The sequence below is a fragment of the Bacteroidota bacterium genome (assembly GCA_005882315.1).
Taxonomy (GTDB): domain Bacteria; phylum Bacteroidota; class Bacteroidia; order Chitinophagales; family Chitinophagaceae; genus VBAR01.
This window is the reverse complement of sequence record VBAR01000003.1, coordinates 124,446-144,121: the sequence shown is the minus strand read 5'-3', so window position 1 is coordinate 144,121 and position 19,676 is coordinate 124,446. Positions and strand designations below refer to the sequence as shown.

Genomic DNA, 19,676 nt, shown 5'->3' with positions numbered 1-19,676 from the left:
GTGGGCAAAAATAAGAAGGATGATGCGGTATCAGAAATATTATCACTAGCGTATTTCTTTATGTGTTTCACCAGTTGTAACAGGTGAAAGTTTAACACTGTTACTCACCCCTGAAGTATTCATTCCTTTATCTGACAAATACCAACCGATAAACATGAAAGCAAGCAATGCAATTGTAACCGGAACAACCCACCAATAACTTTTTTTAGCATCCGGGTTGCTAAAGTATTCTGTCATTTCCACTGAGGTTCTCTCTCTCTCTCCTACCAGTACAGCATGTTCAGCTTTCTCACGGATCACCTTTTCAGCAGGAACTGCCCGAAGCGGCGATCCATAGGCTTCATTATTGAAACGGATGCTATCGCCCAGACCTTTACTTATTGTTCCTATTCCGTTCCATTCCACTTTACCCCCATCATTAATTTGTTTTTTAAAATCAAAAACAAAATCATTGAACCGGATAACAGCTTCTTTTTCAGAAATACCAAACGCCGCCCCTAACCATGCATAAAATTTTAAGGAAGGTTTTACGTCGTCTTTTTCAAGTGAGATAGAATAAACAGGCGGATGAATACATTTATTAATAAAATCCGCTTCGGCAGGTTTCCTTTCTAAGATAAAACTACCAATGCCGGGAAGATGAAGACTTTTATGCTGAATGAAATAACGATATAACTCCTGGTACATTATTTAGTCAATTGTGCAAACGAAAATACGATTCCGGCTGCAAAGTTGAATCCATAAACAGGATATTGATTCCACCGCTGGTATTGTTTGTTAGTAAGATTATTGAATTGTGTCCATAGGTTCAGGGCTTTTGTGATCTTGAATTCCAGTCCGGCATTCAGATCAAATGCGCCATTCAGACTTCCATCACTGCCATCTGCCTTCTGGTATTTAGGGCCGCTCCAGGCAAAGAGATCAGATTTAAGCCATAGATCTTTTATTACCTGCAGCTTCAATCCTGATCTAAATTCAAGAGGTATCAAACCCCATGCTTTATCATTTACTTTCAGGCCTGAATACTGGTTTGCCTGCCACCCTGCCTCCCATGAAAATTTTTCCTGGACGGTAACAGCAATTTCACCGCCCATATGCAGCACTTTTATCCTGGGCTCATTTACTACTATAAAAGTTTTGCCACCATCGTCTATTGAATAATTATTTACAAACAGCGGTTGATTGTTCAGTTCATTAAAACCAATTTTGGCACTGTAAGTAAAATGATTACCAGCCGAGCCTTTAAAACCGGCAAACCTTTCCACTACCCATGTATTATTAAATGAAGCTGGCATATCCAGCCACGGGTTTTGTGTAGCAAGATATTGGTAAGTTGTTTTTCTTACATATCCAGTCCAGCCGGCTTGCAGGGTCAACCGGTTATCTTCTGTACTTATATCACCGATAATATTTGGAAACATCTTAAATGTTTTATTATCCCATGATGGACGGATACCCGCCTGTATATTTATTTTGGATGTTTTATATACTACCGATGGTGATAAATAATACATCGTATTGTTTATTGCCGCTTTGTTTTCCGGCGAAAGTCTTGTCAGGTCAAATGTTACTCCCAATTTTACAGAGAACTGATTGCCGATGGCTTTTTCAAGCGGAAGATTAAGCACAGTATTACTTTCACTATTCTTATTATCATCGCTCATCACATCAATTCTTACTTCCGGAGCATAAGAAATTCCAAACCCGGTTTTATTGATATTGTGAAAACCAACTTTGGCTGAATATGTATTAAAACTCTGTTTTAATGAATCATCCGAAAATACTAAAGTAGGCGGCTGGTACCCATACTTCCATGTTTTATCCTGCCTCATTCCAAAGCCAACATTCCATTCCAGGCTTTTAGCTGTTTGAAAAAAACCACTCAGCTTCACCTGTGTGTTGGTAAAATCCTGGAAATCTCTTTTACCATCAGAAGAAACATGTTTTGCAAAAATATTTGCTCCTGCTGTTTTGCCATCACCCAAACTAAGACCAAGTTGTACATAAGGCGTTCTCAAACTTCCGAAACCCACTTTTACATAATTGCTGTTATCAAATTTACCACCGCTGTCAATACTCAATGCAAGTGGTTTCAGCGAACCCGGCTGGTATGGGAATAACATATTCTGGTTAGGGATAGTATAATTCAATTTTGGTTTTGTAGTATCAGCCACTGGTGGACTTGGATTAAAATTAATTTTCGATGCATCTTTCAACATTGGCTTGAATGCAGAGGTGATCGTAACATCTCTTTTGCTGGTGTCTCGTTGTTCCCTTTGCGCAAAAGCGGAATTACCTGCTAACAGGGCCATCATCCCAACTACAAATACTATTTTATTATTTCTGCTCATCGACATTATTAATTGTTATTTATTAATTCAATTACCATTCACTTTACTCGCCTTGCCTTCCTCATCTATTACCTTATTTAATTTTGTTTGCGCTTCTCCTTTCAACTCAGGGTTGATACTATTATCTACGATACTTTGGAATGTTGCTTTTGCATTGAAATAATCTTTCTGTGCATAATAAACATCGCCCAACAGTATATAAGCTTTCGTTACCCAGTAATCATAGGAACCGGATTTATTGATCACTTCAAATGCTGCTTTTTCTGCATCATTCAGCTTGCTTACAGTAAACCAACTATTGGCAATTTCGTAACGGGCTTCTGCTGCCAGTGCAGCTTTATTAAGTAGTACGACAGATTTATAGTTTGCAATTGCCAGGTCATATTGGCCTTTCACCTGGTAATTTTTAGCAATTGCCATATTTGCTAATGCTTTATCATCCGAGCTGCTGCCTTTTGCGTTTACCAGTTCTTTTGCATTAGCTTCCGCAGCATCCCAATTTTTTAACTGGTACTGGCTGCGCAATAAACCACGCATCGCTTCCAGTGTTGTTTCCTGTGTGCTGGAATATTGCTTCAGTAATCCAAAAAACTTTTCGCTTTGGTTATAGTTCTTCAATTCAAAGAAATATATCCTTGAAGCCCCTATTAAGGCTTTCTCAGCAAATTTATTAGGCGCATCGGCTGCTACTGATTCATATCCTGCCAGTGCATTGTTCCAGTCTTTTTTACTGTTATAGATCTCTCCTTTATAAAAATTAGCATCGATGCTGAAAGAACCATCAGGAAAACGTTGGAGATAAGTATTTAATGAATTCAAAGCATTATTTACGGAACCTTCCTGGTATAATTTAAATGCCGCGCCATAGGTCAGCGAATCTTCTGTACTTACACTGATCGGCTTACCTGCCTGCCGCATAAAATCAGCATACTCACCCGGCTTTCCATCTTCTACATAGATCACTCTTACATTATCCAATGCATCTTCTGCTTCCGGTGAATTGGGATATTGTGATACAAGTGTTTTAAACTGTTTTATTGCTTCTGCGTTATTATCAAGATTATAATAAGCGATACCGGTTTTCAGGTAAGCCTGTGGTTTGAGGCCTGTATTATTTCCTTTGATCACATTATTTAAAAAAGGAATGGCGTCCCTGTAACGCTGATCAGCTAAATAGGTGTTTGCCACTTCCATATTTGCATCAGTTACCAACGGCGAAGTTGGAAACTTGCGGTTCATCGTATTAAGCAAAGTAACTTTTTCATTATTGCTTTTAACGCCTGCGATCATGGCGAGTTGGAAAGTAGCATAATCTTCTGCCGGCCATGAAAATTTGATCACATTCTCATACATCGATTTTGCTTTTGCAAAATCACGGCTCATATAATAACAATCTGCTGTGCGGATATAAGCATCCTGTGAAAGTTGGTCACTGTTTAGTGCCGGGTTTCTTCCCAATGGTTCAAAGAAAGTCAATGCTGCAGGATAATTTTCTTTTCGTAAATAACAATATCCGAGGTTGTACCGTATCGTATTTGCATTGGTTTCACCATTTGCCGGAGAACCTGCATCTTTATAAGCATTATAGTAGCGGATCGCATCATCCAATTTGTCATTACGATAAGCTAACTCACCTTTCCAGAAATTAAGGAATGGAAGCACAGAAGCATTGTTTGGATCTTTCAATGCTTTATCCAATAATGCATCGGCTTCTGCCAATCTTCCATCATTGATCATCTCAGTAGCACGGCCATATAAAATTCTCGGGTATAATCTTTTTGCATTGGGGGAAGGATTTGATAACCCTTCCAGTAAAACCTGTGCATCACGATAGTTATTTGTGTTGGCTAAAACATCTACCAGCAATTCTCTAGCCTCGGCATTATAAGTTGAAGATGGATAATCAGCAAGGAAAGAACGAAGACTGTTCAACGCTTCATCCTGGTAGCCGAGCTCATATGAAAGTTTTGCATATTGATATCTTGAAATTTCTCTCTGTGTAGGATTGCTGCTATTTGATGCACAAAACAGGAAAGCATTTCTCGCATTTGTTTTCTGACCGGTTTTCAAATACGCATCACCCAGCAAGTACATTGCATGCTGGCTTAATGAATCTTCTTTTCCGCTAAGTTGCTTAAACCCATCAATTGCTTTTGTAAGCTGGTTAGCCTGATAGTAAGAATAAGCAAGTTCATACAATTCTTCTCTTCTTACTTTTTTTGTCTTACTTATATAATCTTCAAGATAAGGTAAGGCCATTGCATATTCCTTTCTTTCAAAATGAGCATGACCGATAAGTTGTTTAAGCTCCGTTTCGTAATATTGTGCATTCCCGCCTTTCAGTTTATTTCTGACATATTCAATAGCTTCCTCTTTTTTACCCTGTATATAATATATCTGAGCAATATAAAACGGTACTACACTCGCATAATCCTTTTCGTTTTCAACGATCCTGAAACTTTCTAATGCATCGTTGAACTGTCTGTCACGAAAAGCCAGATACCCGTAATAATAATTTGCATCGAGATAGTTCGGATCATCCTTCTCTTTCCTGATAGTATTGAACAATGGTTTTGCCTCGCTAAACCGTTGCAGGGTAAAATAAGAATAACCCTGGTGAAATTTCATATCTGCAATTTCCCGGTTGCTCAGGTTTACAATATTCGTTCCCTCATACCGGGTTGCTGCATCAGAAAATTTTTGATTCCGGTAATAATATTCACCGAGGTGGAAATTCAACATCTGCACTCTTGCTGTATTTTTTTCTACATCAATATAACTAATGGCCTTATCTTCTGAACGGCCTTCATTTTGTTTCAGTGCGCAAACGATGAAGTAATATTCGATCTCCTGTGAAGTAACCGGCAGGTTAATTCTGTCGGTTTCCATTGAATGCTCCTGCAATTCCTTAAAAAGCGGAAAAGCAAGGCTATACTGGTCTTTCTGAAAATATTCTTTTGCTTCTTTGAATGTTGCCTGGGGGTCTTTGTAAAAAGCAGTTTGCTGTGCGAATGCGGTTATGCTAAGCGAAGCTGCTGTTATGAGTAGAAATCTTTTCTTCATGCTGGTGAACTTTATATCCTGGTTTGAAACGCCGTAAATATTGAACTTATTTCATCTGAAGCCAAACATCATTCCAAACAGTTGTGGATAACCAACAATTAAAGAAACCTTTAACAATTAGGTGGTGATCAGCATTGTTAAACTGCTTGATCGAAGCATCGCTGATACTCGGGTCCAGCAGCAAAAATGCTCGCCAGTTTTCAGTAACATTGCAGTTCGAAATTTTAATCTAGTGAAAAAACTCTTTAGTACTAATTACACCGACGCAGCTTTTAATTTCGGAATGTTACTGCTGCGTGCAGGCTTTGGGTTTCTATTATTCTTCAATCATGGTTTGGGTAAACTTCAGAGTTTTGATCAGCGAAAAGACAGTTTTGCAGACCCGCTGGGTATCGGGCATACGCCGAGCCTCTTGTTCACAATTTTTGCTGAAGTGTTTTGTGCATTACTGATCGTATTTGGTTTGCTTTCGAGGCTGGCAGCGTTGGCACTGGTCATCTTTTTTGGCGTACTCATACTGGTATATCATAAACATGATCCGCTGAAACAAAAAGAGATGGCTATACTTTTTCTGCTTGCATTTTTAGCTATCTTGTTCTGTGGGCCAGGTAAGTGGAGTATTGATAAATTAATTGGAAAATAATTCGCCAGGAATGTATTCACACGATGCACAAATACGAGTTCGCTATGCAGAGACCGACCAGATGGGAGTTGTTTACCATAGCAATTATTTCCCTTGGTTCGAATCCTCAAGAGCTGAATGGATCCGTAGCCTCGGATACACTTATGCAGATATAGAAAATATGGGTATTATAATGCCCATTGTAGACGTACATTGCCGTTATTTACGGTCTGCGAAGTATGACGAATTGCTGACTGTGAATACAACTTTAAAAGAATTACCCGTTCATCATAAGATCGAATTCTTCCAGGAAGTGTATAATGAACAAAAAGAATTGCTGGCTTCAGCCAAGATCATTTTATATTTTATGGAAATGAAAACAATGAGACGTACAAGTATGCCAGCCGAAATGCTGGAGAAACTGCAACTCTATTTTAATCAATAATAAATTCCCAATTCCTTTGGAAGAAAACCAATCATATAATCCTGAACTAAGCAATATCTATGGTGCCAATAGTGAAACTGTTTTTTTTCCACCAAAGCCAGCAACACCGGAAAAAGCAGTTTCGAATATATGGCTGAGATCACTGGTGAGCCTGGCCTTGTACATTGTACTTGGCTATTATGTTTTTAAAAGTTTTAACATACTTATTTTAATAACATTAATTGTTATCATTCATGAGATGGGCCACTTTCTTGCGATGAAAGCATTTCGGTACAAAGATCTCGGTATATTTTTCATCCCATTGCTTGGGGCCTATGTTTCCGGTAGCAAAAGAGAAGTTTCGCAATTGCAGTCGGCCATCATCCTACTGGCGGGTCCACTACCCGGAATAATTTTCGGAATACTGTTCTATTTTCTTGCTGAAGCAAATCCTTATTTGAGTTTAGGTGGGATATCCTATTACACTATCGGTAATCTTTTTGTGTTTCTGAATTTGCTGAACCTCTTTCCGGTTTATCCATTAGATGGCGGGCAGTTATTGAACCGGGTTTTTCTTGAAGAAGAAAGCTGGGTAAGTAAATTATTTGTTTACTTATCCGCCGCATTTATGCTTTGGATTGCGTGGAAATCGAATCTCTGGATACTGGCCATATTTCCTGCACTTATGCTGATGCGATTAAGAACAGACAAACAAACAGTGACAGTTGAAAATAAAATGGAAGAAGAAGGTATTGACCTGAACTGTGATTATGAAAACCTGAAAGATGAAGATTACTGGAAGGCGAGAAATATTTTGGTCACCAATCATTCATCATTTAAAAATATACCTCCTGCCCCACCTTATGAGTACGACCGCAACGAGGAAAAAATAATGACGGCTATCCAAGGTATGTTACACCGGCACCTGATACAGGATCTATCAATCGCAGGAAAAATAATTATTTTCCTGATTTGGATTGCTTCAATTGCTGCACCCTTTATCCTGGAAATGGAGATGACATTCTTTAACCAGTTTAGATTTTAAACCCTGTAATGATCAGCTTTCCAGATCTTAATTTCTCCTTTGATCTGTTTTGAAGAAAGATTTTCTGAAATGGCACGTTTTACCAGCAAAGGAAATTCCTGGTCGCTTGCAAAACGCAAGGCTATGATTTGCCGGGTTCTTAATTCCGTCGGTAAGGGTTTACCAGTTAATATATAATGACGAAAATTTTCTTCTGCACGAATGGCTCTGTCCTGTGCCATCAATGCAAATACACGGGCATACCACCAGAGTATCAGCATTACAACCGGGATCAAAATAATGGGCAGCCACATATGCAGATCGCCTGCATGCATATCAGTATGCCTGAGGTTTATAATTGACATTCCAAGTATAACAGCTATTATTAACGGAGTAATATAATGCCATAAAGGAATATAACGTCCGTGGCTTTTTGCGTTTTGTTCGCTCATGTTATTCTGTTTAAGATTATTGTCGAATATAGCGAAACTTTTGCCTACTTCAGGTTATCAAGTACCGTATACATTTTCTTAACCAGGTCGCCGGCAGAACCGTTATAATTATTTACAAGAAAAGAGAAAATATATTCTTTACCATTCTTTGCTTTATGATAACCGCAAAAACCTTTTACATCATGGATAGTTCCGCTTTTCATTTTCATGCCATTATATTCAGGTAATGAATTATAGAAAGAAGGAAACCAATCTTTATTTTTTGCATATTTTAAAATCTCTACCTGTGCATGTGTGGTAACACGGTTGAGTGGTGAAAGTCCTGATCCATCAACGATATTTAATTCTTTATCGCTAAGTCCTTTTTCCTTCCAGAATTTTTGAACAATTGCAACGCCACTATCAGTTGAACCAAAACCTTGCTTTTCGTGAGCAAATGTTTTTATCAGCGCTTCTCCGTAAAGATTGATGCTTTTTTTATTGAACCAGTAGATGATGGAGTCGAGGGAAGGGGAATAATGAGTGTAGATTGTGTCTGATTCATATGAACCTGATTCCCTCCTTAATTGATCAATTGCATCGCCCAAACTGGTAAAGTCGCGACGAATGAAAAAAGAATCTTTTTTGAGTATTGTTTTGCCATCAGCAGAGTATGTATTCACAAATGAAATTTCTTTCTTTTTCAAAAAATGATATAATTCTTCCGAAAATGTTTTTGTAGGAAACGGCATAGAGCCTGATATTACAAATCTTTTTTGCATAGGTGGGATTGTTCCTCTTACGAATATTTCATTTGAAAATGGAACAGAAAAAATGTAAGCATTATCACCGCTACCAGGTTTTCCAGTTTTGAGAAAATTATAAAAAGTAATATCTGTCTGTATTGGTTCAGTAGAAATAATTCCAGGAGGCGTAGCATTTTCGGCCTGAGATTCTAAAATCATATCATACTGATTTTCTCGCCAATTAAAATTGAAAGTCCCAGCACCATAATAATTTCCAATATCTTCCCAAATGTAACCCCCCGGAATTGGATTATTATCCTGTACTGATTGATAAGTTTCGATACGAGTAATTTTCAACATTTGATTTTGTCTGATTTTCTTTAAAACGCTATCAAATACTGAATTGGGGTTTGTAAACTGATATCTTGAACTGCCAAACGTAGGATCTCCATAACCTTTTATTATTAAATTTGGATCTCCATCAGAATGAGATGCTTTACTTTTTATAAAATCTGTCTTATAACGATAATCCTTCCCCAGTAACTCAAAAGCAGTAACACTTGTAATAATCTTTTGTGTAGATGCCGGTGCCAATCCAATTCTTGAATTCTTATCAAACACAACACTGCCTGTTTGGGCATCTATTACATACAGAGAACTAATGGCATGAGTCAGTTGTGTATCTTTTTCAAAAGCAGTAAAGGCTTTCTGTAATTTTTGAGTTACCGTTTGGGCAGGTAAGTGAAAAATCAAAAGTGAAAAGTGAAAAATCAGGGCAATTGTTTTCATTGAAAATTGATTATTGAACAATTAATACTTCAAATTTACGCAACTGTTACCTTTGCCTGCTATGAAAAAAGTTAATGCTTCGATTATTACGATTGGTGATGAACTGCTGATTGGACAAACCATTGATACCAATTCTGCATTTATTGCACAGGAGTTAAATAAAATTGGTGTATGGGTTCGTCACCGTACAGCGGTGGGTGATGTGTGGGATGACATTTGGAATGCACTCGATGATGAAAGTAAACTTTCTGATATTATTATTATCACTGGCGGCCTTGGTCCTACTGCTGATGATATTACAAAGCCGTTGCTATGCAAATACTTTGGCGGCAAACTGATAGTTGATGAGAAAGTGGAGAATCATGTCCGGTACCTTTTTGAAAAAGTATTTCGCAGGCCCGGGCCGATGCTTGAAAGAAACCTGAAGCAAGCCGAAGTACCTGATGTATGTACTGTGTTGTTTAATAAAAGAGGAACTGCGCCGGGCATGTTGTTCAGAAAAGACGGGAAGATATTTATTTCACTGCCCGGTGTACCACATGAAATGAAGGGGCTGATAACAACTGAAGTTATTCCGTTGATACAAAATGAATTTTCGCTGCCTGCAATTGTTCACAAAACTGCATTCACGGCTGGTATGGGTGAATCGATGATCGCTGAACGGCTTGTTGATCTTGAAGCATCATTGCCCGATACTATCAAACTGGCCTATCTGCCTAATTATGGGATGGTAAGATTGCGGTTAACAATAACCGCTGATACTAATGAAATCGCAGAAGATCAGGTAATACCTTTTTTTGAACAGTTGAAAGAAAAAGTAAAAGATATTCTCGTCAGTGATATTGACGAAGGCCTGGAAGTAGTGATCGGTAAAATTTTGAAAGAGAAAAATAAAACAATAGCTACCGCCGAAAGTTGTACCGGTGGCTATATTGCTCATCTCATTACTTCTGTTCCGGGTTCGTCTGCTTATTTTAATGGCAGTGTTGTGAGTTATTCAAATAGCGTAAAGGAAAATGTATTGGGTGTTTCTGCAAGTACATTGAATACAGTTGGCGCAGTAAGCGAAGAAACAGTTACTGAAATGGTGAAAGGTGTAATTAAAAAACTTGATGTTGATTATGCAGTTGCTGTATCAGGCATTATGGGACCGGATGGTGGAACTCCCGAAAAACCGGTTGGGCTTGTATGGGTGGCTATTGGTAATAAAGAAAAAACAGAAACAACAAAGCTTCAATTTCGCTTTGACAGGCATCGGAATATTGAAATGACGGCTCAGAATGCACTGAACATTTTGAGAAAGTTTATACTGGAGAACTAAGTAAACAGGATTAATGGGAAACATTTACCTTTGACCCCGATGTGAGATTTGCTTGCCAGCCTAGTTCACTTCGAAATTGCTGAATAGAATTACTGAACGTAAAAGTGAGTGACACAACAGACCTTGATAGTAGTAATGTTGTTGGTTACAAAAAATATTTAGCCCGGCCGCAAATCTTCAATTTAAAATCTAAAACATTCAATCGGATATGGCTATTGTAGATTTAGTAATGCCCAAACTCGGCGAAAGTATCATGGAAGCTACCGTGCTTAAATGGCATAAACAACCCGGTGATTCTGTGAAGATGGATGAAACGGTACTGGATATCGCAACTGATAAAGTGGATAGCGAAGTACCTAGTACAGCTGAAGGAGTGATCGCTGAAATTCTTTTTAATGTAAACGATGTAGTACCTATCGGTACTGTGATTGCACGGATAAAAACCGGCGCTGCTGAAACTGTTACTCCAACGATCACACCAGCACAACCGAAAACTGAAGTTCATCACCCACAGGTAGAAACTGTAGCTGAAGTAGTTTCAACTCAACATACAACATACAAACCAGCATACACAGAAATTTCATCGAGCAGACCTCAAACATCAAATGGAAATGGAGCAGGTCGTTTTTATTCACCGCTGGTATTAAATATTGCAGCCAGCGAAGGTGTGAGTATGAGTGAACTTGAAAATATTCCCGGTACCGGTAATGAAGGAAGAGTAACTAAGAAAGATATTCTGCAGTATGTGAGTGAAAGAAAGTCAGGAGTCAGGAGTCGGGAGTCAGGAGTAAGAAGCGAAACGATGGTTGTTCCTCTTTCGAGAATAGAACCTTCAACAAGTAGTCAGCAACAAACAACTAACAATCAACTCACAACTTATACTGGCAATGTTGAGATCATTGAAATGGATCGTATGCGCAAGCTGATCGCAGAACATATGGTTCGCAGCAAACATACCAGCCCGCATGTAACGAGCTTTACTGAAGCTGATGTAACCAACCTGGTTCAATGGCGGGATAAAGTGAAAAAGGATTTTGAAAAACGTGAAGGAACAAAGATCACATTCACTCCTTTGTTTATTGAAGCGATCGTTAGATGTATTAAAAAATTCCCACTGATAAATTCTTCCCTTGACGGCGATAAGATAATTATCAAAAAAGATATTAATGTAGGTATGGCTACTGCCCTGCCGAGTGGTAATCTTATTGTTCCTGTTATTAAGAACGCTGACCAGCTTAATCTTGTTGGCCTCACCAAACAAGTAAATGCATTGGCAGATAGTGCAAGAAATGGCAAACTGAGAGCAGATGATACGACAGGCGGCACATTTACGTTGACTAATGTAGGAACCTTCGGTAGTTTGATGGGTACACCGATCATCAATCAACCACAGGTAGCAATTCTGGCTGTAGGTGCAATTAAGAAACGTCCTGTTGTAATTGAAACTCCTGCCGGTGACAGCATTGCTATACGCCATATGATGTACCTGAGTATGAGTTATGATCACCGCATTGTAGATGGAAGCCTCGGAGCTACTTTCCTCACGGCTGTGGCGAAGGAGTTGGAGAATTTTAATGGAACAAGGGAGATATAATTGAAGATCAATAAATGATTTCGCTTATAATCCCGCTGATGGCGGGATTTTTCTTTGCTGTTCTGCTTATATTTATTCCTCTAAATTTTATCTATGCCAATCAGCTGGGACGATTTTGAAAAAGTGGATATGCGGGCAGGAACAATTATTGAAGTGAATGATTTTCCAAAAGCCAGGAAACCGGCTTATAAATTGAAAATTGATTTTGGTGAGTTAGGTATTAAAAATTCATCGGCACAGCTCACTAAGTTTTATACAAAAGAAGATTTGCTGAACAGGAAAGTGATCGCTGTGGTAAATTTTCCACCAAAACAAATAGCTGACTTTATAAGCGAATGCCTTGTACTGGGTGTATATGATGAGAACAAAGATGTAATTTTATTAGCTCCTGAGCGCAGCGTAACAAACGGAATGAAGGTTGGATAAACATGACCGAACCTGTTTCTACATATTATCACTCCCCTGTGGGTATCCTGAAAATCTCAGGAACAGATGAATACATTTGTGAAGTCTCTTTTCATGATAAGACACAGATGCAAAAGGGGCGGAAGAAAAATTTGCCTCCGATGATCATTCATTGTCTTGAACAGCTGATACAGTATTTTAATGGTGAAAGAAAAGTATTTGAATTACCACTCAATCAACCCGGCACAAAATTTCAGCAGGAAGTATGGAGTGATCTGCTTACTATCCCATATGGTAAAACCATCAGCTATCTTGATCTTGCAAAAATGATTGGTGATATAAAAGCAACAAGAGCCGTAGCTAATGCAAATGGGAAAAACAATATTGCTATTATTGTTCCCTGCCATCGTGTTATTGGAAGTAACCGTGATTTAGTTGGATATGGCGGCGGATTATGGAGAAAAAAATGGCTGCTGGAACTTGAAGCCAAACATACTTACGGAATTCAAACTTTGTTTTAGGAGTTACAGTTTTGTACCATCAAACTGCAAAGGGAGCAAATGCTTTGCTTCTGCGATCACATATACTTTCCCAGACTTACCACTAAGAATTAAACGAATGGGATGTTTTGTATTTTCTTCGTATTGTACCAAAGCCTGGCGACACATACCACATGGGCTGATGGGTTCACTGCTTTTCTTTCCTTTGTTCTTATTTACATAGCTGATGGCCATTGTCTCAATCACTTTCTTTCCAAACTTTCCAGCTACAGCAGCCATTAACCCCCGCTCTGCACAAATACTAACCGGGTATGAAGCATTCTCCTGGTTGCTGCCGATCATAATTTCTTTTTCATCTTTTAGTTTTGCAGCAGCACCAACATTAAAGTTTGAATAACGGGCAAAAGAATTCTTCGTAGCTTTTCTTGCAGCATTTAATAAAGCAGCATCAGCAGTGTTCAGTTCTTTACTGCTGTTATAAACTTCATAATTGAATTCGAGCTTTGCTGTTTTCATTTCAATACAAAATACCAATAAATATTTGCAAACACAAAAAACCCCTCGCTTCGGAGGGGTTCTAAATTATTTTACAATTTTGAATAATCGTTTCCATCTTGGTCCACCATCCCAACTCATCCATATCATCCATGCTTTTCCTACTACCCTGTCTTCAGATACAAAACCCCAGTAGCGGCTATCTTGTGATTTATGACGATTGTCCCCCATCATCCAGTAATAATTCATTTTAAAAGTATAGCTGGTTTCTTCTTTTCCATTGATAAAATACTTGCCGCCTTTTTCTTCAAACGTATTGCCTTCATAAAAACCGATACATCTTTTATAGATAGAAACATTTTGAGGGGTGAGTTGAATTGTTGCTCCTGCCTTTGGCACCCACAACGGTCCGAAATTATCAACCGACCATTTGAAATAGTTTGTATCATGAGGAAACAATCCACCGGGTGTCAGTGCATAATCCTGTTGTATACTTGCGGTGTCAACATTGGGAATTGTTTTAAGCAAATCAAGTTCCTTATGAGTAAGATTAGCATGAAATAGATTATCGGTTCCTGAAAAGAAATCATTTGATGTGATTCTTTCTTCCTTCATATTCAAATTGATCCCCGCATCCCGCAGATCCTCTTCTGATATAACAGAGTTCTTTGCTTTAAAAGTATAATATGTAGACTGCGTAGGAGAAACGTAAGCTGGTTGTCCATCTATATAAAGAACACTGTTGATGATCTGCAAGGTATCTCCTGCTATTGCCACACATCTTTTTATATAATTATCTGTTTTATCAACCGGGTGAACTGCTATAGGCCATTCTCCTGGATTACTTAAATAAAACTCCCTTGCTTTCGCATCAAAAGTTCCATCATCTTTTCTAATATGGTCGTAATAGGGCATTGCTGATTGATAGCCGGGTTTATTAAAAACCGTATCCCCTTCAGGATAATTGAACACCACACAATCATTTCTCTTTACCGGTGAAGCAAACCACCTGGAGTAAGGAATCTTTATTGCTTCTGAATAGGATTTTCCTGATGAACCAAAAGGCAGATAGTTGTGAACAAATGGAACAGACAGAGGTGTATTAGGAATTCGCGGCCCATAGCTTAGTTTGCTTACAAATAAAAAATCTTTTACCAGTAAAGTTTTTTCCATTGAACTTGTAGGAATAACATACGCTTCAAAAACAAATGTGCGGATAAGCGTTGCAGCAACTACAGCAAAGATGGCTGCATCAAACCATTCTCTTCCAGTCCCTTTCTTATGATGCTTCACTCCTTCTGCACCAATAAACCGGGTATCTTTTTTCGTAGCGATATAAGGAAAGTATAAAGGAGCCAATAAAGCTGCCCCTGTATGATGCGGTATTGAAAATCTTCCAAAGACTTTTGCGAACTCTATAAAAATGCCCGGAGTAATAAACCAGCCAACTACTGGGATCAATTGCCAGAATACCCAATGCATAGGCCGCTTTACAACTTTTTGCATTTCCCAGGTATTATAAAAAGGTACATAGGCCTTCCATGCAGGAATGCCTGCTTTAGGAAAAAGCTTTGCTAAACCAAAGGAAGGAAGAAAGACAAGCAAAACCTGGATAAGATAAATAACGAACAAGTGATTTAGCGGCATATCATCATTTTAATGGCGACAAAAGTAATTGAATAACCCATAGCAAAAAACCCTGCATTTTAAAGATTTTGACAAAAAGTGTAAACGGTTGCTGCAAGCCGATGAAATGCAAAATCGGTTCGTAAACTTATTTAGGGGTTACATAGTTTTTTACATCTTCAGTAGTAATGCTCTTCCCTGAAAGGATAATAAGCCTCTCCACCACATTACGCAATTCACGGATATTACCTGTCCAGTTATATTCTTTCAATGCTGTAACAGCTGCTGGATCTATTGATTTTTTTACAGTGCCATATTCAGCGCATATACTGTCTAAAAAACTATCAACAAGCATCGGTATATCATCCCGTCTTTCATTCAACGATGGCACATGAATAATAATAACACTTAAGCGATGATAGAGATCAAGACGGAAAGTTTTTGCTTCCACTTCACTTAGCAGATCTTTATTAGTTGCTGCGATAACACGAACATCAACATTAATATCTTTATCAGCTCCGACTCTTGTTATTTTCCCTTCTTGTAATGCGCGGAGAACTTTAGCTTGTGCATTCAGGCTCATATCCCCGATCTCATCAAGAAATAAAGTACCGCCATTTGCCTGTTCAAATTTTCCGATACGTTGTTTGATAGCTGAAGTAAATGAGCCCTTCTCATGGCCAAATAATTCACTTTCGATCAACTCACCCGGAATGGCTGCGCAGTTTACCTCTACCAACTGCCCCTCCCGCCTGTTGCTTTTTTCATGCAGCCAGCGGGCCACCAGTTCTTTACCCGAACCATTGTCGCCGGTTATTAAAACTCTTGCATCGGTAGGACCTACTTTCTCAATAGTGTCTTTGATCTTTTTGATAGGGTTTGAGTCACCTATCATTTCCTGCACTTTTCCAATGCGGCGTTTAAGCGATTTTGTTTCGGTAACAAGATTGGTTTTATCCAGCGCATTGCGGATGGTGATCAGCAAGCGGTTCAGATCCGGTGGTTTGGAAATAAAATCATACGCCCCTTTCTTTACTGCCTCTACCGCTGTTTCAATATTACCATGACCGGAGATCATGATGATGGGAACATCTGCATTTGCTTCGCCAGCCTTTTGTAAAAATTCAATGCCATCCATCTTAGGCATTTTGATATCGCAAAGCACCATATCATATGTCTTCTCTTTGAATTTCTTCAGGCCCTCTTCGCCATCACCGGCTTCATCTATTTTATAACCTTCGTAAGAAAGAATTTCAGAAAGGGTTTTACGAATTGCTTTTTCATCTTCTATCAGCAGAATATCAGGCATGGGAGAACGTATTTAGTATTAGCGTACTTAGTATTCATAAAAGAAACTGTTGACTATCGACCAATCTCTACTTTGCCATATACATCACATCTTTCACCAACTTTACTGTTCTTGTTACATCCGGCAGTGCAGCAGCAACAAGATTAGGAGCATAGTGTAACGGTGCATCAGCTGCAGTAATACGGCGTATAGGTGCATCCAAATAATCGAAGCCTTCTTTTTGAATACGATAAGATATTTCTGATGAGATAGAAGCAAATGGCCATTGTTCTTCAACAATTACCAAACGGTTTGTTTTCTTTACACTTTCCAATATCGTCATCCAATCAAGCGGACGAATAGTTCTCAGGTCAATTACTTCGGCGCTGACTCCTTCTTTTTCTAATTCATCGGCTGCGCCCAATGCTACTTTCATCATTTTATTAAATGATACAATAGTCACATCACGACCAGCTTTTTTTACATCAGCTTTTCCAAGCGGTATATAATACTCTTCATCGGGCACATCGCTTTTATCTCCATATGTAGTTTCACCTTCCATAAAAATTACCGGGTCTTGTTCATATCGGATGGCCTGCTTCAACAAGCCTTTTGCATCATAACCATTGCTGGGTGATACAACCTTGATACCGGGAATATTTGCATAATAACTTTCAAAAGCTGTGGAGTGTTGTGCTCCTAACTGACCTGCAGAACCATTTGGACCTCTAAAAACGATAGGGCAAGACACTTGACCACCACTCATTGCCAGCATTTTAGAAGCTGTGTTGAGAATTTGATCTAAAGCCAGCACTGCGAAGTTCCAGGTCATGTATTCAACAATTGGTTTTAATCCTTTTTGCGCAGCACCAACAGCAAGAGCTGTAAACCCTAACTCAGAGATAGGAGTATCAATAACTCGTTTAGGCCCAAATTCAGCCAGCATACCCTGACTCACTTTATATGCTCCATTGTACTCAGCAACCTCTTCACCCATTAAAAAAACCTTGTCATCACGTCTCATTTCTTCACTCATTGCCTCACGCAATGCTTCACGGAGTGCTATCGATCTTGCCATATTATTTCAAATTTTAGAGTGGCAAAAATATATGAGATGAAGGATATAACCTAAAAGGAGTAAAACAGCGAGCTATTAACTCGTCGAACCCCAAATTGATTCGTAATTACTAAAAACTAGTTTATGCGTAAAATATCTAGCCGGTTTTACGCTATCTGGGTAAAATATGTGAATAGCGAAGGAGTGTTTTTATAATATGTAGTAATAAAACGCAAACTTTACCGGACAATCCACTATCTATGAGGAAACCATTACTTTCTTCTGTAACATTATTATGTACAATTGTTGTCTTTGCACAAACGCAGGGACCTAACAGCGGGATCTTTTTTACAAATGTCGCTATTCCCGGATCAAGTAATAGCTGGGCAAATTTTAAGCTCGGCGGCAGCGATGATACTTATGCAACCTATGGTTCATTAAATGGTTCGGATCCTTCCTACAGTGATTATGTGAAAACTACTGGTTATGGTTTTTCAATACCAGGCGGAGTCACTATCAAAGGTATCGTTGTTGAAATTGAACGTTCAGATCCAAATCAACGTACAGCTGATTATAGAGTAAGAATAGTCAAAGGCGGCAGTATAGGGAATTCGGAAAGATCGACAGGTATTGCATATCCTGCGACAGATGTTTATCAATCCTATGGTAGTTCTTCTGATTTATGGGGCGAATTTTGGACCGCTGCTGATATCAATTCTTTAAATTTTGGTGTGGCGGTAGCAGCTGTCCGCACCTCTACCACTCCTGATGCTAACGCCGGTCGTATTGATCACATTCGTATTACCGTATATTATAGCTTCCTTATTCTGCCTGTAAGACTTTCAGAATTCACAATACAGAAAAACGGATCAGTTGTAGATCTTAACTGGGTAACAACTGATGAGTCAAATATGAATCATTATGAAGTAGAAAGATCAGTTAATGGAACAGTATTTACAACACTTCAAAATATTAACAGTCGCAACCAGGCTAACACTGCGAATTATTCATCAAGTGATCAACATCCTAACAAAGGTGTAAATTATTACCGGTTGAAAATGATAGCTAATGACGGCAGAGTAACCTATTCAAAAATTGCAGCCGTTCATTTCAGTAGTGGTAAAAACGTTGTACTGTATCCGAATCCCTGGATAAAAGGGACTGAGATGAATATAACAAACCTGAATGGTGATCTTATCATGGTTGATTATTATAGTCCGGGCGGACAACTGCTTGGAACATCTGCCAGTGCAGGAAGAACGGTTTCAACATCCGCATTGCTTCATGTAAAAGGATTGGTACTTTATAAACTCCGGAACAAAGAAGGTTATACAATTGGAACCGGAACTTTACAGGTTTACTAAATAGAAGTTTTATTACTTATAGAAAAGCAGTTGCATTATTGCAACTGTTTTTTCATTAACCAGTCTGTTTGCACATCCTCACCCAAAACAAAAGGATGCTCGGCAAATTTTTCAAAACCCCAGTTGGTATAAAATTTAATAGCCCTTGCATTTTTTTCCCAAACACCCAGCCAGAGGATTTCCTTTTTCATATCCTTAGCCAGGAAAATACATTTTCGCATCAGCTCCTGTCCTACTCCTGCACCGATATAAGAGTTGATCACATAAAGCCTGGCAATCTCTACTGAATCTTTGTCTTCAAACTGGGGATATTTTTCTCCGTGTCTCATTTTTGCATAAGCCACCGGTGTGTCTTCATCAAATACCAGTAAAAAAATATTATCGGGCTTACTTACTTCATCTATCAGGTTTTCCCGGCTGAAGGGCCCGTTCATGAACAGGTCCATATTTTCCTTCGTATTCAGGTAGCCGAAAGTTTCATAAAAAGTTTTCCGGCTTATATCAACGATGAGTTCCGCGTCTTCAGCGGTAGCGAATCGAATGGTTAACGTCATGGCCGCAATCTAATGAAAAACT

Annotated in this window: 18 protein-coding genes; 8 read left to right on the top strand and 10 right to left on the bottom strand. The window is 38.7% G+C overall.

The genetic code is table 11. The features are described from left to right. Nucleotides 1–45: 45 nt before the first annotated feature. The 3 genes from E6H07_14025 to E6H07_14015 are packed head-to-tail and all read right to left on the bottom strand — an operon-like array spanning nt 46 to nt 5,414. Nucleotides 46–687, bottom strand: coding sequence for a hypothetical protein (locus E6H07_14025; protein TMI62532.1), 642 nt, complete (start codon nt 685–687; stop codon nt 46–48). Beyond that, the gene (locus E6H07_14020; protein ID TMI62531.1) at nt 687–2,351 is read right to left on the bottom strand and encodes a TonB-dependent receptor; all 1,665 of its coding nucleotides are present in this window, start codon (nt 2,349–2,351) and stop codon (nt 687–689) included. Before E6H07_14020 ends, E6H07_14025 begins: the two co-directional genes overlap by 1 nt. Nucleotides 2,352–2,378: 27 nt before the next feature. Continuing rightward, entirely contained in the window at nt 2,379–5,414 is a 3,036-nt protein-coding gene (locus E6H07_14015) for a tetratricopeptide repeat protein (protein TMI62530.1), read from the bottom strand. 232 nt (nt 5,415–5,646) lie between these two features. Here E6H07_14015 and E6H07_14010 point away from each other — a divergent pair, with 232 nt between their 5' ends. From E6H07_14010 to E6H07_14000, 3 genes are read left to right on the top strand one after another with little or no spacing between them, the layout of a single operon-like run. Further along, on the top strand, nt 5,647–6,057 hold the full coding sequence (locus E6H07_14010) for a DoxX family protein (GenBank protein ID TMI62529.1): 411 nt from the start codon (nt 5,647–5,649) through the stop codon (nt 6,055–6,057). Between the two features lie 10 nt (nt 6,058–6,067). Next, complete coding sequence (locus tag E6H07_14005; GenBank protein ID TMI62528.1) at nt 6,068–6,481, top strand: acyl-CoA thioesterase; 414 nt, start codon at nt 6,068–6,070, stop codon at nt 6,479–6,481. Between the two features lie 16 nt (nt 6,482–6,497). After that, nucleotides 6,498–7,505, top strand: a complete 1,008-nt coding sequence (locus E6H07_14000; GenBank protein ID TMI62527.1) for a hypothetical protein — start codon at nt 6,498–6,500, stop codon at nt 7,503–7,505. Here the strand turns inward: E6H07_14000 and E6H07_13995 are convergent. Then, a complete protein-coding gene (locus tag E6H07_13995; GenBank protein TMI62526.1) occupies nt 7,502–7,936 on the bottom strand; it encodes a hypothetical protein in 435 nt (144 codons plus the stop codon). The genes E6H07_14000 and E6H07_13995 overlap by 4 nt on opposite strands. A 44-nt stretch (nt 7,937–7,980) precedes the next feature. Continuing rightward, nucleotides 7,981–9,450, bottom strand: a complete 1,470-nt coding sequence (locus E6H07_13990; protein TMI62525.1) for a D-alanyl-D-alanine carboxypeptidase/D-alanyl-D-alanine-endopeptidase — start codon at nt 9,448–9,450, stop codon at nt 7,981–7,983. Nucleotides 9,451–9,511: 61 nt separating this feature from the next. Between E6H07_13990 and E6H07_13985 the strand changes: the two genes are divergently transcribed. From E6H07_13985 to E6H07_13970, 4 genes are all read left to right on the top strand, one after another. Next, on the top strand, nt 9,512–10,771 hold the full coding sequence (locus E6H07_13985; GenBank protein TMI62524.1) for a competence/damage-inducible protein A: 1,260 nt from the start codon (nt 9,512–9,514) through the stop codon (nt 10,769–10,771). Nucleotides 10,772–10,979: 208 nt separating this feature from the next. Continuing rightward, on the top strand, nt 10,980–12,365 hold the full coding sequence (locus E6H07_13980) for a 2-oxo acid dehydrogenase subunit E2 (GenBank protein TMI62523.1): 1,386 nt from the start codon (nt 10,980–10,982) through the stop codon (nt 12,363–12,365). A 93-nt stretch (nt 12,366–12,458) separates the two neighbouring features. Then, on the top strand, nt 12,459–12,791 hold the full coding sequence (locus tag E6H07_13975) for a tRNA-binding protein (protein ID TMI62522.1): 333 nt from the start codon (nt 12,459–12,461) through the stop codon (nt 12,789–12,791). Nucleotides 12,792–12,793: 2 nt separating this feature from the next. Continuing rightward, on the top strand, nt 12,794–13,291 hold the full coding sequence (locus tag E6H07_13970) for a methylated-DNA--[protein]-cysteine S-methyltransferase (GenBank protein ID TMI62521.1): 498 nt from the start codon (nt 12,794–12,796) through the stop codon (nt 13,289–13,291). Between the two features lie 3 nt (nt 13,292–13,294). Here the strand turns inward: E6H07_13970 and E6H07_13965 are convergent, their stop codons facing one another. The 4 genes from E6H07_13965 to E6H07_13950 all read right to left on the bottom strand — a co-directional run bounded on the left by E6H07_13965 (nt 13,295) and on the right by E6H07_13950 (nt 17,757). Further along, nucleotides 13,295–13,786, bottom strand: coding sequence for a cytidine deaminase (locus tag E6H07_13965; GenBank protein ID TMI62520.1), 492 nt, complete (start codon nt 13,784–13,786; stop codon nt 13,295–13,297). Nucleotides 13,787–13,852: 66 nt separating this feature from the next. Next, on the bottom strand, nt 13,853–15,412 hold the full coding sequence (gene lepB, locus E6H07_13960; GenBank protein ID TMI62519.1) for a signal peptidase I: 1,560 nt from the start codon (nt 15,410–15,412) through the stop codon (nt 13,853–13,855). 127 nt (nt 15,413–15,539) lie between these two features. Continuing rightward, on the bottom strand, nt 15,540–16,700 hold the full coding sequence (locus E6H07_13955; protein ID TMI62518.1) for a sigma-54-dependent Fis family transcriptional regulator: 1,161 nt from the start codon (nt 16,698–16,700) through the stop codon (nt 15,540–15,542). Between the two features lie 67 nt (nt 16,701–16,767). Then, the gene (locus E6H07_13950) at nt 16,768–17,757 is read right to left on the bottom strand and encodes a pyruvate dehydrogenase complex E1 component subunit beta (GenBank protein TMI62517.1); all 990 of its coding nucleotides are present in this window, start codon (nt 17,755–17,757) and stop codon (nt 16,768–16,770) included. 239 nt (nt 17,758–17,996) lie between these two features. Here E6H07_13950 and E6H07_13945 point away from each other — a divergent pair, with 239 nt between their 5' ends. Beyond that, entirely contained in the window at nt 17,997–19,100 is a 1,104-nt protein-coding gene (locus tag E6H07_13945; GenBank protein ID TMI62516.1) for a hypothetical protein, read from the top strand. 35 nt (nt 19,101–19,135) lie between these two features. On the opposite strand, the gene E6H07_13940 is transcribed toward E6H07_13945, so the two are convergent. After that, entirely contained in the window at nt 19,136–19,654 is a 519-nt protein-coding gene (locus E6H07_13940) for a GNAT family N-acetyltransferase (protein ID TMI62515.1), read from the bottom strand. Between the last annotated feature and the right edge of the window lie 22 nt (nt 19,655–19,676).

Coding starts and splice junctions, on each gene's coding strand:
- E6H07_14025 (TMI62532.1), bottom strand. CDS start 687: ATGTACCAGGAGTTATATCGTTATTTCATTCAGCATAAAAGTCTTCAT.
- E6H07_14020 (TMI62531.1), bottom strand. CDS start 2,351: ATGAGCAGAAATAATAAAATAGTATTTGTAGTTGGGATGATGGCCCTG.
- E6H07_14015 (TMI62530.1), bottom strand. CDS start 5,414: ATGAAGAAAAGATTTCTACTCATAACAGCAGCTTCGCTTAGCATAACC.
- E6H07_14005 (TMI62528.1), top strand. CDS start 6,068: ATGTATTCACACGATGCACAAATACGAGTTCGCTATGCAGAGACCGAC.
- E6H07_13995 (TMI62526.1), bottom strand. CDS start 7,936: ATGAGCGAACAAAACGCAAAAAGCCACGGACGTTATATTCCTTTATGG.
- E6H07_13990 (TMI62525.1), bottom strand. CDS start 9,450: ATGAAAACAATTGCCCTGATTTTTCACTTTTCACTTTTGATTTTTCAC.
- E6H07_13985 (TMI62524.1), top strand. CDS start 9,512: ATGAAAAAAGTTAATGCTTCGATTATTACGATTGGTGATGAACTGCTG.
- E6H07_13980 (TMI62523.1), top strand. CDS start 10,980: ATGGCTATTGTAGATTTAGTAATGCCCAAACTCGGCGAAAGTATCATG.
- E6H07_13975 (TMI62522.1), top strand. CDS start 12,459: ATGCCAATCAGCTGGGACGATTTTGAAAAAGTGGATATGCGGGCAGGA.
- E6H07_13970 (TMI62521.1), top strand. CDS start 12,794: ATGACCGAACCTGTTTCTACATATTATCACTCCCCTGTGGGTATCCTG.
- E6H07_13965 (TMI62520.1), bottom strand. CDS start 13,786: ATGAAAACAGCAAAGCTCGAATTCAATTATGAAGTTTATAACAGCAGT.
- lepB (TMI62519.1), bottom strand. CDS start 15,412: ATGCCGCTAAATCACTTGTTCGTTATTTATCTTATCCAGGTTTTGCTT.
- E6H07_13955 (TMI62518.1), bottom strand. CDS start 16,700: ATGCCTGATATTCTGCTGATAGAAGATGAAAAAGCAATTCGTAAAACC.
- E6H07_13950 (TMI62517.1), bottom strand. CDS start 17,757: ATGGCAAGATCGATAGCACTCCGTGAAGCATTGCGTGAGGCAATGAGT.
- E6H07_13945 (TMI62516.1), top strand. CDS start 17,997: ATGAGGAAACCATTACTTTCTTCTGTAACATTATTATGTACAATTGTT.
- E6H07_13940 (TMI62515.1), bottom strand. CDS start 19,654: ATGACGTTAACCATTCGATTCGCTACCGCTGAAGACGCGGAACTCATC.